General features: G+C 69.2%; 13 protein-coding genes and 1 tRNA gene. 5 read left to right on the forward strand and 9 right to left on the reverse strand.

The window, feature by feature from the left end; translation table 11 throughout:
* Positions 1-122: 122 nt before the first annotated feature.
* Together OHA73_RS18705 and OHA73_RS18710 are read left to right on the forward strand one after the other, a co-directional pair.
* Positions 123-1343, forward strand: a complete 1221-nt coding sequence (locus OHA73_RS18705) for an acetyl-CoA C-acetyltransferase (protein ID WP_266711005.1) — start codon at positions 123-125, stop codon at positions 1341-1343.
* A 243-nt stretch (positions 1344-1586) separates the two neighbouring features.
* Positions 1587-2405 carry a hypothetical protein gene (locus OHA73_RS18710; RefSeq protein ID WP_266718654.1) on the forward strand — a complete coding sequence of 273 codons (819 nt, stop codon included), beginning with the start codon at positions 1587-1589 and terminating at the stop codon, positions 2403-2405.
* Positions 2406-2517: 112 nt separating this feature from the next.
* Here the strand turns inward: OHA73_RS18710 and OHA73_RS18715 are convergent, their stop codons facing one another.
* A complete protein-coding gene (locus OHA73_RS18715; RefSeq protein ID WP_267070191.1) occupies positions 2518-2829 on the reverse strand; it encodes a hypothetical protein in 312 nt (103 codons plus the stop codon).
* A gap of 87 nt (positions 2830-2916) precedes the next feature.
* Here OHA73_RS18715 and OHA73_RS18720 point away from each other — a divergent pair, with 87 nt between their 5' ends.
* Complete coding sequence (locus tag OHA73_RS18720; RefSeq protein WP_266711007.1) at positions 2917-3147, forward strand: DUF4287 domain-containing protein; 231 nt, start codon at positions 2917-2919, stop codon at positions 3145-3147.
* 94 nt (positions 3148-3241) lie between these two features.
* On the opposite strand, the gene OHA73_RS18725 is transcribed toward OHA73_RS18720, so the two are convergent.
* The 3 genes from OHA73_RS18725 to OHA73_RS18735 form a co-directional block, all read right to left on the reverse strand.
* Positions 3242-4147, reverse strand: a complete 906-nt coding sequence (locus tag OHA73_RS18725; protein ID WP_267070190.1) for a Bax inhibitor-1/YccA family protein — start codon at positions 4145-4147, stop codon at positions 3242-3244.
* A gap of 147 nt (positions 4148-4294) precedes the next feature.
* On the reverse strand, positions 4295-5470 hold the full coding sequence (locus OHA73_RS18730; RefSeq protein WP_327655594.1) for a 4-hydroxybenzoate 3-monooxygenase: 1176 nt from the start codon (positions 5468-5470) through the stop codon (positions 4295-4297).
* Between the two features lie 244 nt (positions 5471-5714).
* Positions 5715-5797 (reverse strand) — tRNA-Leu (locus OHA73_RS18735).
* 383 nt (positions 5798-6180) lie between these two features.
* Between OHA73_RS18735 and OHA73_RS18740 the strand changes: the two genes are divergently transcribed.
* Entirely contained in the window at positions 6181-6954 is a 774-nt protein-coding gene (locus tag OHA73_RS18740; RefSeq protein WP_266711010.1) for an ABC transporter ATP-binding protein, read from the forward strand.
* 58 nt (positions 6955-7012) lie between these two features.
* Positions 7013-9544, forward strand: coding sequence for an ABC transporter permease (locus OHA73_RS18745; RefSeq protein WP_327655595.1), 2532 nt, complete (start codon positions 7013-7015; stop codon positions 9542-9544).
* Between the two features lie 70 nt (positions 9545-9614).
* On the opposite strand, the gene OHA73_RS18750 is transcribed toward OHA73_RS18745, so the two are convergent.
* The 5 genes from OHA73_RS18750 to OHA73_RS18770 form a co-directional block, all read right to left on the reverse strand.
* Entirely contained in the window at positions 9615-10934 is a 1320-nt protein-coding gene (locus OHA73_RS18750; RefSeq protein ID WP_266711012.1) for an SAM-dependent methyltransferase, read from the reverse strand.
* A 210-nt stretch (positions 10935-11144) separates the two neighbouring features.
* On the reverse strand, positions 11145-12557 hold the full coding sequence (locus tag OHA73_RS18755) for an NAD(P)/FAD-dependent oxidoreductase (protein ID WP_266711013.1): 1413 nt from the start codon (positions 12555-12557) through the stop codon (positions 11145-11147).
* Between the two features lie 470 nt (positions 12558-13027).
* Positions 13028-13972, reverse strand: a complete 945-nt coding sequence (locus OHA73_RS18760) for a Ppx/GppA phosphatase family protein (protein ID WP_327655596.1) — start codon at positions 13970-13972, stop codon at positions 13028-13030.
* Positions 13973-14142: 170 nt separating this feature from the next.
* The gene (locus OHA73_RS18765) at positions 14143-14667 is read right to left on the reverse strand and encodes a DUF501 domain-containing protein (protein WP_266711015.1); all 525 of its coding nucleotides are present in this window, start codon (positions 14665-14667) and stop codon (positions 14143-14145) included.
* Positions 14668-14712: 45 nt separating this feature from the next.
* Positions 14713-15204, reverse strand: a complete 492-nt coding sequence (locus OHA73_RS18770) for an FtsB family cell division protein (RefSeq protein ID WP_266711016.1) — start codon at positions 15202-15204, stop codon at positions 14713-14715.
* Between the last annotated feature and the right edge of the window lie 35 nt (positions 15205-15239).

The following is a 15239-nucleotide window of genomic DNA, read 5'->3' on the forward strand; positions in this document are numbered from 1 at the left end:
GAAGGGCTGAGCAAGCGCTTAGTAAAGTGCGGCAGGGGTCACACCCCAGTACCGGTGACCCGAGCGGTACGTACGGGTAACTTCCCTCACGGTCAGCCGTATCGAACTCTTGGAGCCGCGTGATGCCCGAAGCAGTGATCGTCTCAGCCGCCCGTTCCCCCATCGGCCGCGCCTTCAAGGGGTCGCTCAAGGACCTCCGCCCGGACGACCTGACCGCCACGATCATCCAGGCCGCCCTCGCCAAGGTCCCCGAGCTCGACCCCCGCGAGATCGACGACCTGATGCTCGGCTGCGGCCTCCCCGGCGGCGAGCAGGGCAACAACCTCGGCCGCATCGTCTCCGTACAGATGGGCATGGACCACCTCCCGGGCTGCACCGTCACCCGGTACTGCTCCAGCTCGCTCCAGACGACCCGCATGGCGCTGCACGCCATCAAGGCCGGCGAGGGCGACGTCTTCATCTCGGCCGGCGTCGAGATGGTGTCCCGCTTCGCGAAGGGGAACTCGGACTCGCTCCCCGACACCCGCAACCCGCTCTTCGCCGACGCCGAGGCCCGCACCGCCGAGGTCGCCACGCAGGAGAACACCAGCTGGCACGACCCGCGCGAGGACGGCCTGGTCCCGGACGCGTACATCGCGATGGGCCAGACCGCCGAGAACCTGGCCCGCGTGAAGGGCATCACCCGCGCCGAGATGGACGCCTTCGGCGTGCGCTCGCAGAACCGCGCCGAGGAAGCCATCAAGAACGGCTTCTGGGAGCGCGAGATCACCCCGGTGACGACCCCGGACGGGACCGTGGTGAGCAAGGACGACGGGCCGCGCGCCGGCGTCACGCTCGAAGGCGTCTCGGGCCTCAAGCCCGTCTTCCGCCCCGACGGCCTGGTCACGGCCGCCAACTGCTGCCCGCTGAACGACGGCGCCGCCGCCCTCGTGATCATGTCGGACACCAAGGCGCGCGAGCTGGGCCTGACCCCGCTCGCCCGCGTCGTCTCCACCGGCGTCTCGGGCCTGTCCCCCGAGATCATGGGCCTCGGCCCGGTCGAGGCCAGCAAGCAGGCCCTGAAGCGGGCCAACCTGACCATCGACGACATCGACCTGGCCGAGATCAACGAGGCGTTCGCCGCGCAGGTCATCCCGTCCGCCCGCGAGCTCGGCATCGACGAGGACAAGCTGAACGTGAACGGTGGCGCCATCGCCGTCGGCCACCCCTTCGGCATGACCGGCGCCCGGATCACCGGCACGCTGATCAACTCGCTCCAGTTCCACGACAAGCAGTTCGGCCTGGAGACCATGTGCGTCGGCGGCGGCCAGGGCATGGCGATGGTCATCGAGCGCCTGAGCTGACCCGGGCCGGACCGAGGCGGTCTACCCGTTCGTGATCCAATCTCCCCCAGGATGTGACGTGCATCTCGGGGGAGATTGATTTTCGCAGGTCAACCCCGTTCCCACCCCATACCGGTGCTAAACACCCGCCAAAAGACCTGTCCGTTTCGTGACGTAATGCACTGACAGCTGGTTCGTCCAGGCTTCAAGCTGATGTAGGAAGTCGGGGGTCGACTTGAAACCGGGAGTACGTCAGTGAGCGCCATGCCTGCCGCCATAAGTGTCCTCGTGCTCGCCACGGCCGCTGCCACGGCCGTCGGCGTCGCCACCCTGCAGCACGTCAGGGGTCTGCGCCGACAGGTCTCTGAGCTGCGCGACGAGCTGAGCAGGGATCGCGCCGTCCAGGCGCTTCCCGGCATCCCCGCCGCCCGCACCACGCCGGACGCCGAGGCGATACGCAACGCCGTCGCCGACGCCCTCGCCGAGGAGCGGGAGCGGGAGCTGGCGGAGGCCCGGGCGTTCTGGGCCGCCCAGGAGGCGCGGGACAGCTCGGAGCTGCCGCCGTTCCTGGCCGGCGGCGCGCTCGGCGACGACATGTTCCTGCCGCGTCAGGCGGACCTCGTGGGCCTTGAGCCCTTCGGGGAGCCGTCGCTCGAGCCGGAGGACGAGTTCGCCGGCACGGCCGCGCTCGACGAGATCGTCGAGGAGTCGCCCGAGCTGGCCGCCGCGCGCCGTCGGCACCCCTCGCACCCGGACTTCGTGCCGGTCCAGTCGCCGGTCGTGGGCGACCACGAGCGCACGGTGCAGTGCCTCGAGGAGCTGGCGCAGACGCGTACCGCCCTCGCCGACGTCCGTCCGGGTCCGCTCGGCACGCTCGACGTGTACGTGTTCACCGACGGCACGACGCTCTGCATGACGCCCGGACACCGGGAGACGGCGGAGCAGTTGGCGTCCGCCCTGCGCGAGGGCGAGACCCCGGTCCTCCTCGGCGGCTCGGGCGTCTCCGGCGCGTACGCCCTGACCTTCGAGTGCGCCCGCTCCAACGTCTACATACTGGCCGACCGCGTCATAGCTTCGGCCTAATTCAGCCCCGCCGGCGATTGAGGCGCGGGGTCCGGGGCAGAGCCCCGATCTTTTCAGCCCCGCCGGCGATTGAGGCGCGGGGTCCGGGGCGGAGCCCCGAGGCCGTAACGGGTCAGACACCGGCCCGCTTCATCGCCGCCTCGACCAATTCCACCGCCTCCGCGACCTCCCCCGCCCCCCGGAGGGAAACCGCCAAGTCCCGCCCCGCGACCGTCACTTGGTCGGCCGCGGCGAACATCCCCGCATCGGGCATCTCCCGCACGGGCACGTCGGGCGCATCCAACTTCTGGGCCCGCTCCGAAAGCTCCCTGGCCAGCGCCAGCGCCTCCGCGGCAGCGTTCCGCTGCAGTCTGCTCTGCGGCGCGGCCCGGAGCCGATCGGCGAACTGATCCACTGCTGCGGTCAAAGGCGTCGTATCAAGCACGCGGCGACTGTAGCTGTTTACAAGGCCCCGGCGCTCAGGCACGGTGGCGTGAAGGACCGGCCACATCGAAGCGTTCCGGAGGCGCCGATGTCCCAAGTCTTCTCCGAGGAGACCCACCGCAATCTGCTGGCTCGCATCCCCCACTGCACCGGTCGCGAACTCCGCGACTGGATGCGCACCGTCGAAGAAGGTCCCTGCTTTCTTCGCTTCGAAGAGAAGGTCAGTTGGCTGCGCGGCGAGCACGATCTCGCGTACGGCCACGCGAAAGCGATCATCCACGAGTACGACCTGAGGCGCGCCGCTCGGCGATTCCGGTAGCGCCCGCTCCCCTTCACAACCCTCACCTCACAGCAAAGGGGCCCGCACACCCAAGGTGTGCGGGCCCCTGACACTCGACCGTCAGGCGTTACGCCTAGTCGCTGCCCTGCAGGATCGCGATGAGTCGCAGGAACTCCATGTAGATCCAGACCAGCGTCATGGTGAGGCCGAACGCGGCCAGCCACGCCTCTTCCTTCGGGGCGCCGTACGCGATGCCGTCCTCGACCTGCTTGAAGTCCAGGGCCAGGAAGCAGGCACCGAGAAGAATGCCGACGATGCCGAACACGACGCCGAGCCAGCCGCTGCGGAAGCCGAGGCCGTCACCGCCGCCGAAGACGGCGAACAGCAGGTTGATGCCCATCAGCAGCACGAAGCCGAGGGCCGCCGCCATCACGAAGCCGTAGAAGCGACGGTTGACGCGGATCCAGCCCGCCTTGTACGCGACGAGGACCGCCGTGAAGACGGCCATCGTGCCGAGCACGGCCTGCATGGCCGCACCGCTCGCGATGTAGTTGTCGACGATGCTGGAGAGCACGCCGAGGAAGACACCCTCAAGGGCCGCGTACGCCAGGATCAGCGGCGGGGACGCCTTGCGCTTGAAGGCCTGGACGAAGCCCAGGACCATCGCGACGAGGCCCGCGCCGATCGCGATGCCGTACGACTTGCCGAGGTTGGCCTCGTCGATCGGCAGCAGCACCCAGGAGAGCGCCGCCGTGACGATCAGCAGGCCGAGCGTCGTGGCCGTCCGCGTGATGACGTCGTCGATCGTCATGCGGCCGGTGGTGGCGGGCGCCTGCGGAGCCCCGTACTGGACGTCCTGCTGTGCGTAGGGGTTCTGCGCGTACGGGTTGCCGGCGGGGGCCTGGGCGTAGGGGTTCCCCTGCGCCGTGCCGACAGCGGGGCCCCCGGCCTGCGGCTGCTGCGCGTTCGCATTGAACTGCGCGTAGCCGTTGTCGCGGCTGAACCCCCGTCGCGAGAAGACCGGGTTGCTGCTCCTCATCTCACTCCTCCATGGCCACCCTGTATGGCCTTGCCATCAAGAGTAATGGTCTGGCAAAGATCCGACCCTAGTGCTCAGGGAGGATCTTTCCCATCCTGTTACGAGGAACGTCCCGCGCACCCTCTGTGTTCCGCCTTCCGGCCCTCGTCAGACGGGGAAACCGGTGTACGCCTCGGCAAGATCCGTCTCGGCCGCCCTCGACGTGGTCACCCGGTCCAGCTGGGCCAGCTGGATCTTGTCGTCGAAGGCGGTGGCGTCGGGGGCGCGGTGCAGCATGGTCGTCATCGCGTACGAGAACCGCTCCGCCTGCCAGACACGGCGCAGGCAGGTCTCGGAGTACGTGTCGAGCGCTTCCGCGTCGCCCTTCTCCACGTACGTGGTGAGGGCGCGGGCGAAGGTGATGACGTCGCCGACGGCGAGGTTGAGGCCCTTGGCGCCGGTCGGCGGGACGATGTGGGCCGCGTCCCCGGCGAGGAAGAGGCGGCCGTGCCGCATCGGCTCGTGGACGTACGACCGCATGGGGGTGACGGACTTCGACATGATGGGGCCGCGGGCGAGGCGCCAGGTCGGGTCGTCGACCTCCAGGCGGCGGTCGAGTTCGGCCCAGATCTCGTCGTCGGACCAGGACTCGGCGTCGGTGTCCGCCGGAACCTGGAGGTACGCGCGCGTGACGTGCGGTGAGCGCATGGACATGAGGGCGAAGCCGCGGTCGGAGCGGTTGTAGATCAGCTCGTCGTGGGAGGGCGCCACATCGGCGAGGATGCCGAGCCAGGCGTACGGGTAGGTGCGCTCGTACGTCCGCGAGAGCTCCTCGGGGACCGCCTTGCGGGCCACGCCCCAGAAGCCGTCGCAGCCGACCACGTAGTCGCAGTCGAGGGTCTGCTCGCGGCCCTCGTGGCGGAAGCGGACGCGAGGGCTGTCGGTGTCGGCACCCTCCACCGCCAGCGCCTCCGCCTCGAACAACAGGGGGCCACCGTCGGCCAGTTGGGCCGCGATGAGGTCCTTGCAGACCTCGGTCTGCGCGTACACCATGACCTGCTTGCCGCCGGTCAGGGCGGGGAAGTCGACGCGGTGGCGGCGCCGGTCGAAGCGCAGCTCGATGCCGTCGTGCGGCAGGCCCTCGCGGTCCATGCGCGCGCCGACACCGGCCTCGCGCAGCACGTCGACGGTGCCCTGCTCCAGGATCCCGGCGCGCTGACGCTGCTCCACGTAGGCGCGATCGCGGCTCTCCAGGACGACCGATTCGATGCCGGCGTTGTGCAGGAGCCTGGCCAGGAGCAGCCCGGCCGGGCCCGCTCCGATGATGCCGACGGTGGTGCGCATACGGGATCCCTCTCGCGTCATTGCGGTTGTTCGCCTGTGGTGCCTTTGTAGCGTCGTGTTCGCCTGGTGAACTTTCGTTCATCAAGTTCTGAGCGGATCCTCGCCCCGCGCGGGGCGGGTGTCAATGGTTTCGAGGGTCCCTGGGTCGACCGGACCACGCGGGAGCTGGGAGAGGGCACACCAACACCCCTGAGAGCAACGGAGGTTGGGGGCCGCGACGCGCAGCGGAGAGGAAGTTCGGAGGTGCCCGGAACCGGACTTGAACCGGTACGCCCGCTAAGGGCAGCGAGGTTTAAGCTCGCCGTGTCTGCATTCCACCATCCGGGCAGACTGTGGGGCTCCGCATCGACGTTCCGAGCCTATCCGGCGGCGTCCCCCGATCAGCGGAAGTGCATCCCCACGTTGTCTTATTTTATTGACGTCTGAGGGTGCATCAGCACACGCCGGGGCCTTCAACACCTGCCGGGAGCCCTGCGGCCTTCGGGGACGGCTTCCCGGGGATTGACGGAATTTCACCGCCTCGGTTCCGCGCACCCGGGTCCGGCACCTCTCAGGGGCCGGGGTCATCCCCAGGTATGACTCGGGCTCCCCCGATCCCTCCGAAGTCGCCCTCCGGAACGAGAGCTGCGACTGACCTCCCCCGCCCGATCCGCCGGGAGGATGGAAAGCGTCCCCGTAAGCAGCACGCCGACCGACAGGAGCACCCTCCCGTGACCACCACCCCGCTCGCGGGCCGCCCCACCACCACGGCCGCCGCCCGCGCCACGGATCTGTCGAAGATCTACGGACAGGGCGAGACCAAGGTGGTCGCGCTCGACCAGGTCTCCGTCGAGTTCCGGCAGGCCGAGTTCACCGCGATCATGGGCCCGTCCGGTTCCGGCAAGTCGACGCTGATGCACTGCGTCGCCGGCCTCGACTCGTTCTCCTCCGGGTCCGTCCGGATCGGCGAGACCGAGCTGGGGTCCCTGAAGGACAAGCAGCTCACCAAGCTCCGCCGCGACAAGATCGGCTTCATCTTCCAGGCGTTCAACCTGCTGCCGACGCTGACCGCCCTGGAGAACATCACGCTTCCCATGGACATAGCGGGCCGCAAGGCCGACAAGCAGTGGCTGGAGAACGTGATCCAGATGGTGGGGCTCTCCGGGCGCCTCGGGCACCGGCCCGCGCAGCTCTCCGGCGGGCAGCAGCAGCGGGTGGCGGTGGCCCGCGCGCTCGCCTCCAAGCCCGAGATCATCTTCGGTGACGAGCCCACGGGAAACCTGGACTCGCGGTCCGGGGCCGAGGTCCTGGGCTTCCTGCGCAACTCCGTGCGGGAGCTGGGGCAGACCGTGGTCATGGTCACGCACGACCCCGTCGCGGCGGCGTACGCGGACCGGGTGATCTTCCTGGCCGACGGCCGCATCGTCGACGAGCTCCGGGACCCCTCGGCGGACTCGGTCCTTGACCGGATGAAGCGGTTCGACGCCAAGGGCCGGACGAGCTGACCGGCCGTACGACCCAAGCGCCCCGCTGGAAGCCACCGACCCAGGACTGAGTAGACCCATGTTCCGAACCGCCCTGCGCAACGTCTTCGCGCACAAGGCCCGGCTGCTGATGACCGTGCTCGCCGTCATGCTCGGCGTCGCCTTCGTCAGCGGCACCCTCGTCTTCACCAACACCATCTCCGGCGCCATGGAGAAGTCCTCGGCCAAGGGCTACAGCCACGTCGACGTGGCCGTCACCGCCCAGTACGGCGAGGACAAGGGCAACACCGTCGGCAAGGAGGCCAAGCTCACCGACGCCACCCTGAAGGCGGCGCGGGACACCCAGGGCGCAGGCTCCGCGTACGGCGTCCTCAGCGGTTACGCCGCCGTCGCCGACCAGGACGGCAAGCTCGTCGGCAACGGCTTCTCCACCAAGGGCGGCAACTACTGGGGCAAGGACGACTCCCGGTACCCGCTGAAGAAGGGCACCGCCCCGCACGGCGCCGACCAGGTCGTCCTCGACGCGAAGACCGCGCAGCGCGCCGGCTACAAGGTCGGTGACCAGGTGCGGATGTCCGTCGACGGCCCCGTCCTGACCCCGACCCTCACCGGCATCTTCAGCACCGACGACGGCAACGTCTCGGCGGGCGGCTCGCTCGCCCTCTTCGACACCCCGACCGCGCAGCAGCTCTTCCACAAGCCGGGCGGGTACGACGAGATCGACGTGACGGCCGCGGCCGGGACGAGCCAGCAGCAGCTGAAGTCCGCGCTGGACAAGGCGCTGCCCACCGGTCAGACCGAGACCACCACCGCGCAGCAGCTCGCCGACGACCAGGCGAAGTCCATCTCCAACCAGATGAGCTCCATGAAGACGATGCTGCTCGTCTTCGCGGGCATCTCGCTCTTCGTCGGCATCTTCATCATCGCCAACACCTTCACGATGCTGGTCGCCCAGCGCACCAAGGAGCTCGCGCTGATGCGGGCCGTCGGCGCCTCCCGGCGTCAGGTCACCCGCTCCGTGCTCCTGGAGGCGTTCGTGGTGGGCGCGGTCGCCGCCGTGACCGGTCTCGGCGTCGGCATCGGCATCGCCGCGGGCATGCGGGAGCTCATGGGCACGACGGGCGCGATCATCCCGGACGGGCCGCTCGTCGTCTCCGTCGGCACCGTCGTCGCCGCGCTGGTCGTCGGCATCCTGATCACGATGCTGGCCGCCTGGCTGCCGGGCCGCCGCGCCGCGAAGATCCCGCCGGTCGCCGCGATGAACGCGGTGCACGCCGCGCCCACCGCCAAGTCCCTGGTGCTGCGCAACACGCTGGGCGCCCTGGTCTCCGCGGCCGGTGTCGCCGCCGTGCTCTACGCGACGACCCTCAGCGGCGACAGCGGCCAGGCCCCGATGGGGCTCGGCGCCGGGCTCCTGGTCATCGGCGTCTTCATCCTCACGCCGCTGCTCTCCCGCCCGCTGATCGCGCTCGCGGCCCCGGTCCTGCGCGCCTTCGGCATCTCCGGCAAGCTGGCCCGCCTCAACTCGGTGCGCAACCCGCGCCGCACCGCCGCCACCGCGTCGGCGCTGATGATCGGCCTGACCCTGATCACGGGTCTCACGGTGATCGCGGGCAGCGTGCAGTCGGCGATCAACAAGATGGCGGCGGACTCCCTGAAGGCGGACTACACCGTCTCCATGGCGAACGGGAACCAGCTCTCCCCCGACGTCGTAGGGACCCTCGACAAGACGCCCGGTGTCACGGCCGTCAGCGGCCTGACCAACTCGCCCGCCCGCATCGGCGGCGACACCGAGTTCCTGACCGGCGTCAACGGAAAGACGATCACACAGCTCGCCGAACTCCCGCTGGACAGCGGAAAGTTCACGGTCGGCGGCAGCCAGGTCGTCGTCGACAACAAGACCGCGAAGGACCACGACTGGACCACCGGATCGACCTTCACCACGCACTACGAGGACGGCAAGCGGCAGAAGCTGACCGTCGCGGGCGTCTACGAGGCCAACGAGATGATGCGCGGCATCATGGTCGACACTCCGACCCTCGCCCCGCACCTCGCCAAGGACGCCGGTGACATGCAGGTCATGGTGAAGACGTCCGGCGGCGCCTCCGACGCCACGCAGGACAAGCTCACGAAGGCGCTCGGCGAGAACCCGGCGATCAAGATCCAGGACAAGCAGGACGTCTCCAACGAGATCGCCCAGGTCTTCACGCTGATGCTGAACATGCTCTACGGCCTGCTCGCCATGGCGGTCATCGTCGCCGTGCTCGGCGTCATCAACACCCTGGCGATGTCGGTCTTCGAGCGCCAGCAGGAGATCGGGATGCTCCGCGCGATCGGCATCGACCGCAAGGGCATCAAGCGGATGGTCCGCCTGGAGTCCCTGGTGATCTCCCTGTTCGGCGGCGTGCTCGGCATCGGGCTCGGTGTGTTCTTCGGCTGGGCGGCCGGGCAGCTCATCGGCAACTCCATGTCGACGTACGAACTGATCCTGCCCTGGGGCCGGATGGGGATCTTCCTCGCGCTCGCCGCGGTCGTCGGCATCCTGGCGGCCCTGTGGCCGGCCCGCCGCGCGGCCCGTCTGAACATGCTCGACGCCATCAAGTCCGAGTAGCTGTACAGGAGTGACGAAACTGGGGCGCATCCGCGACTGCGGATGCGCCCCAATTCGCTTACGGGACCGGCTAGCTGACGATGTTCCAGGTGCGGGCCCGCAGCGGCGTCCCCGACGCCCCGCTCTCCGGCGTCTTCACCGCGAGGATCTGGTTGACCCCGATGTGGTTGCGCTCGAAACTGAGCGCGGACGCGGCCATGTAGAGCCGCCAGACCCGGGCCCTGCCGGGGCTGACCAGCTTCAGGGCCTCGGACCAGCGCGCCTCCAGGTTCCTGACCCACTGGCGCAGCGTGAGCGCGTAGTGCTCGCGGATCGCCTCGACGTCCCGCACCTCGAATCCGGCCCGCTCGAGCTGCCCGGTGGTGGAGCCCACCGGCGCGAGCTCGCCGTCCGGGAAGACGTACGCGTCGATGAACTCGTCGACCTCGTACTCCGACTCGTCCCGCTGCGGCCGCCGCGCGATCTGGTGGTTGAGCAGCCGCCCGCCGGACTTGAGGAGGGCGTACAGATCGGACGCGTACTCCAGGTACCGCTCGGAGCCCACGTGCTCGGCCATACCGATGGACGAGATCGCGTCGTACGGGCCGTCACGCACGTCGCGGTAGTCCTGGACGCGGATCTCGACGCGGTCGGTCAGACCCTCGTCGGCGACCCGCTTCCTGGCGTACGCGGCCTGCTCCTGGGAGAGCGTCACACCGACGACGCTCACACCGTGCTCACGCGCGGCGTGGATCGCCATGGAACCCCAGCCGCAGCCCACGTCGAGCAGCCGCATGCCGGGCTTCAGCGCGAGCTTGCGGGAGATCAGCTCCAGCTTGTCGCGCTGGGCCGATTCGAGACCGGCCTCGGGCGACTCCCAGTAGGCGCACGAGTAGACCATCGACGGGCCGAGGACCAGCTCGTAGAAGTCGTTGCCCACGTCGTAGTGGTGGCTGATGGCCTGCTTGTCGCTGCCCTTGGTGTGCAGGTGGAGACGGCCACCCCTGCGCATCTCCTCGGGCGGCGGGGCGGGCGGCAGCGGGGCGCCCGCGAGCTTCACCAGCTCCTTGGCCGCGGCGCGCACCTTGGGGTCCTTGAGGGCCTGTGCGAGGCTCTTGGACTCCCCGTCGCCCTCGTCGGGGTCCCGCTCCCAGATGAGGCCTGACATCCGGTCGAGGACCGCGTAGAGGTCGCCCTCCACGTCCAGTTCACCGGCCACCCAGGCCCTGGCAAGACCCAGCTCTCCCGGTTTCCAGAGCAGTCGGCGCAGCGCGCGACGGTTCCGGACGATGAGCACGGGGGCGTCCGGAGGACCTGCCTCCGAGCCGTCCCAGGCGCGCAGGCGCACCGGGAGTTCGACGCCGAACAACTGCTCGGCGACATTCTTCAGCCGCTGTGCGGCGTTCTGCATGGCGGACACCTCCGTGACGAGACGAATTCTCGGAAATCCCGGAACGGTTCAACACCACGTAAACACCGACGGGCCACCTGCGCAGTCCCGATATCGAGTCACGGAACGGCAAAATACCTGTACCCACCACGTACATCGGGAGGGGAACGCCGAAGGGGCCGCCCGCACCACGGATGGCGAGCGACCCCTTCGGGATGAACTATCTGCAGGTCAGGAGGCCTTGGCCTTCTCTTCGACCTTGTCGTCCTTCTTCTCCTCGGCCTTCGGCGCCTCGGCCGCGGGCTTCGGAGCCGGCTTGGCGGCCTCGTAGAACTCCTCGCGCGGAGTCTCCAGGGCGCCGAGCGCGGTGATGTCGCGCTTCTGGAACATGTTGATCGTCCACTCGGCGATCACACGGATCTTGCGGTTGTACGTCGGCATGGCGAGCCCGTGGTAGCCACGGTGCATGTACCAGGCGAGACGACCCTTGAGCTTGATCTTCATCTTGCCCATGACGATCATCGCGACGCCCTTGTGGAGGCCGAGACCGGCCACCGCACCCTTGTTGGCGTGCTTGTAGTCGCCCTGCGGGAAGCCCCGCATGCCCGACACCACGTTGTCGCCGAGGACCTTGGCCTGGCGCATCGCGTGCTGGGCGTTCGGCGGGCACCAGGCGTTCGGGTTGCCGTTCGCGCGACCGACCAGGTCCGGAACCTGGGCGTTGTCGCCCGCGGCCCAGATGTAGTCGCTGCCGGCGACCTGGAGGGTGGCCTGCGTGTCCACGTGACCACGCGGGCCGAGCGGGAGACCGAAGCGGGAGAGGGCCGGGTTCGGCTTGACGCCGGCGGTCCACACGATCGTGTTGGAGTCGACCTCGAGGCCGTTGCTGAGGACGACGTGGCCGTCGACGCAGGAAGGCATCGTGGTGGAGAGGTAGACCTCGATCCCGCGGGACTCCAGGTGCTTGCGGCCGTAGACGCCGAGCTCCGGGCCCACCTCGGGCAGCACCTTGTCGGCGGCGTCGACGAGCACGAAGCGCATGTCCTCGCGCTTCACGTTCTTGTAGAACTTGGCCGCGTCGCGCGCCAGGTCCTCGACCTCACCGATGGTCTCGGCGCCCGCGAAGCCACCGCCGACGAAGACGAAGGTGAGCGCCTTGCGGCGGATCTCCTCGTCCGTCGTCGACTCGGCCTTGTCGAGCTGCTCGAGTACGTGGTTGCGCAGGCCGACGGCCTCCTCGACACCCTTCATACCGATACCGGCCTCGGCGAGGCCCGGCGTCGGGAAGGTGCGGGAGACCGCGCCGAGCGCGATCACCAGGTAGTCGAAGGGAACCTCGTACGCCTCGCCGACGATCGGCGCGACGGAGGCGACCTTGCGGTCCTGGTCGATGGAGGTGACGCGGCCGGTGAGAATCTCGGCGCCCGGCACAGCGCGTCGCATGGGGACGACGACGTTGCGCGGCGAGATGCTGCCGGCGGCGGTCTCGGGGAGGAAGGGCTGGTACGTCATGTACGAGCGCGGGTCCACGACCGTGACGGTCGCTTCGCCGTAGCGCATCTTCTTGAGAATGCGCCGCGCCGCGTACAGGCCTACGTACCCACCCCCGACAATGAGGATCCTGGGACGCTCCGTGGTGCTCATGCCATCGAGTATCCACCCGACTGGCGGGGGTCGCTCGTGCGCCCCTTCACAAGCTTGTAGGGGGGCTCTGCTACACTGCGCCGCCCACGTGACCCATGTCATGACATCCAGGGGGAACCACCGCACCGCCCCAGACGTTGCTCACCCCTCTTGAGCAGCCATAGTGAGCATTTGGCGGTACTGGACCACTTCGGTCCGCAATCGACTCGCAACACTGCGGCAACCTCACGCGCGACCCTCGACGAGGTCGCCTCACGCCCTCGAACGGGCCCTCGGCCGCGTAACAGCCACCAAGTGGGCCGATTTCCTTGTGAAGAAGTTCACGAACTTTCCCGACAGCGTGTCGCGGCGGGGTGTCGGAAGCGCCCCGCAGGGCGCTCAGACGCTGTGCGGGGCGCTCAGGAGAGACGATTTCGGGGCGGTTCGGGGGCCGGCCCGGGGCTGTCCCAGGCCTGATTCCGGAGCCCGTGTCAGGCGATGGACCAGGCGATCCCGTCGAGGATGTCGTGCTCGCTGACGACCACCTCGCGTGCCCCGATCCACTCCATGATCAGGCGCAGTACGAGCGCGCCCGAGGCGATGACGTCGACCCGGCCGGGGTGGATGACCGGCTTCAGCGCGCGCTGGTCGTGCGAGGACGTCAGCAGCCAGTCGGTGAGCTCGGCGACCTTGTCGAAGGAGATCCGGGAGTGGTGGATCGCCGTCGAGTCGTACTCGGCCAGGCCGAGGGCCAGGGCGGCCACCGTGGTGACCGAGCCGGCCAGGCCGACCAGAGTGCGGGCCGCGGTCAGCGGCACCGTCTGGTTGACCAGGTCCAGGGCCTCGCCGATGTCCTGGCGGATCGCCTCGATCTGCGCCGGGGTCGGCGGGTCGGAGACCGTGCCGTCCTCGGCCACGAGGTGGCGCTCCGTCATCCGTACGCAGCCGATGTCCACGGAACGGGCGGCGCGCACGGTGTCGTCGCCGACGACGAACTCGGTGGAGCCGCCGCCGATGTCCACGACCAGGTAGGGCTTGTCCAGGTCCGCCCGGCCCGTGAGTTCCTTCGTCGCACCCGTGAAGGAGAACGTCGCCTCCTGGTCACCGGTGATGACCTCGGGCTCGACGCCCAGGATGTCGAGGACACCGCTCACGAAGTCCGCGCGGTTCTCGGCGTCGCGGGAGGCGGAGGTGGCCACGAAGCGGAGCTTCTCGGCGCCGTGTTCCTTGATGACCTCGGCGTACTCGCGGCATGCGGCGAAGGTGCGCTCCAGGGCCTCCGGGGCGAGGCGGCCCGTCTTGTCGACGCCCTGGCCGAGCCGGACGATCGTCATCCGACGGTCCAGGTCGACGAGTTCACCGGTTTCCGGGTTGGCGTCCGCGACGAGGAGTCGGATCGAGTTCGTGCCGCAGTCGATGGCGGCGACCCTGGTCATGGCGGGTGGGCTCCTTAGGTCGTCGTGTGGTTGCGGTGAGCCGCTGGGGGCTCCGCCCCCAGACCCCCGCGCCTCAAACGCCGGCGGGGCTGGATTTTCCAGCCCCTCCGGCGATTGAGGAGGCCCGTCCGGCAAGACTTTCGGGAAGGGGTGGGGTGGGGAAAAGGGGGTCAGTCCGTGGACTCGGACGTGACGCAGGCGCCCTTGCGCCACCACTCCGGGAGCATGGCGATCGCCTCGTCGCCGAGCGGGTTCACACCGGGCCCCGCGGCCAGCGAGTGACCGACCAGGACGTGCAGACACTTCACACGATCCGGCATCCCACCGGCACTCGGGAAGTTCTCCAGGACCTCGATGGCGTCACGACGAGCGATGTAGTCCTCGTGCGCCGCACGGTACTGACGAGCCAGCTCAGGGTCCGTCTTGAGCCGCTCCGTCATCTCCTTCATCACACCGTTGGCCTCGAGCGTCCCGATCGCCGACGCTGCACGCGGACACGTGAGGTAGTACGTCGTCGGGAACGGCGTACCGTCCTCCAGACGCGGGGCCGTCTCGACCACATCCGGGTTGCCACAGGGACAGCGGTGCGCGATGGCGCGCAGGCCGCGCGGCGGGCGCCCCAGCTGCTCCTTGAACGCCTGGATGTCGGCGTCCGTGGGCGCGGTGGGCTCGGTCTGCGGCGGGGGCGTTTCCATCGCTCGGGTGTTCCTTCAGTGATTGTCAGTTGTCGGCGGTGAACGTCAATTGTCCGCCTGGTCGGCCTTGTCGACGCCGTCCCAGACGTTGGAGTACCAGGGGCGGTCCTCCGCGCCCTGCTCGGCGCGCTCGGCGGCGGCGGTGCGCTCGTTCGGCACCACGTAGCCGGTCTCGCCCGGCATCACCATGTGCAGGCGCTCGCGGATGCGCTGCTCGGCGAACGCGTCGTCCTGCCAGCGGGCCTTCTGGTCGCGCAGCTTGTCGACCCGCTCCTTGGCCTCCTGCTGCTGGCGCTGCAGGTCCTCGATCTCGCCGCGCTGCGACACGTACTGCCTTATCGGGTACGCGAGCGCGACCACGAGGGTGCACAGGACGAGGGCGAGCAGGGCCGCGCGGCCGGTGAGCCGGGAGCGGCGGGCCTGCCGCTTGCTCTGCGAGCGGTAGACGCGCTCGGCGGTCTGCTCACCCAGGACGCGCAGGCGGGTGGCCGTCGAGAAGCGATCTCTGGAGTCCCTGTCCCGTACCTTTCCGGGCATCGCCTGCTCCCGCCTCCCCGCTCACGTACGTACGT

Origin of the sequence: Streptomyces sp. NBC_00483 (assembly GCF_036013745.1) — a bacterium.
Taxonomy (GTDB): Bacteria; Actinomycetota; Actinomycetes; order Streptomycetales; family Streptomycetaceae; genus Streptomyces.

Bases quoted from the DNA above. Each gene is read 5' to 3' on its own strand.
- OHA73_RS18705 (WP_266711005.1), top strand. From the start codon at position 123: ATGCCCGAAGCAGTGATCGTCTCAGCCGCCCGTTCCCCCATCGGCCGC.
- OHA73_RS18710 (WP_266718654.1), top strand. From the start codon at position 1,587: ATGCCTGCCGCCATAAGTGTCCTCGTGCTCGCCACGGCCGCTGCCACG.
- OHA73_RS18720 (WP_266711007.1), top strand. From the start codon at position 2,917: ATGTCCCAAGTCTTCTCCGAGGAGACCCACCGCAATCTGCTGGCTCGC.
- OHA73_RS18725 (WP_267070190.1), bottom strand. From the start codon at position 4,147: ATGAGGAGCAGCAACCCGGTCTTCTCGCGACGGGGGTTCAGCCGCGAC.
- OHA73_RS18730 (WP_327655594.1), bottom strand. From the start codon at position 5,470: ATGCGCACCACCGTCGGCATCATCGGAGCGGGCCCGGCCGGGCTGCTC.
- OHA73_RS18745 (WP_327655595.1), top strand. From the start codon at position 7,013: ATGTTCCGAACCGCCCTGCGCAACGTCTTCGCGCACAAGGCCCGGCTG.
- OHA73_RS18750 (WP_266711012.1), bottom strand. From the start codon at position 10,934: ATGCAGAACGCCGCACAGCGGCTGAAGAATGTCGCCGAGCAGTTGTTC.
- OHA73_RS18755 (WP_266711013.1), bottom strand. From the start codon at position 12,557: ATGAGCACCACGGAGCGTCCCAGGATCCTCATTGTCGGGGGTGGGTAC.
- OHA73_RS18760 (WP_327655596.1), bottom strand. From the start codon at position 13,972: ATGACCAGGGTCGCCGCCATCGACTGCGGCACGAACTCGATCCGACTC.
- OHA73_RS18765 (WP_266711015.1), bottom strand. From the start codon at position 14,667: ATGGAAACGCCCCCGCCGCAGACCGAGCCCACCGCGCCCACGGACGCC.
- OHA73_RS18770 (WP_266711016.1), bottom strand. From the start codon at position 15,204: ATGCCCGGAAAGGTACGGGACAGGGACTCCAGAGATCGCTTCTCGACG.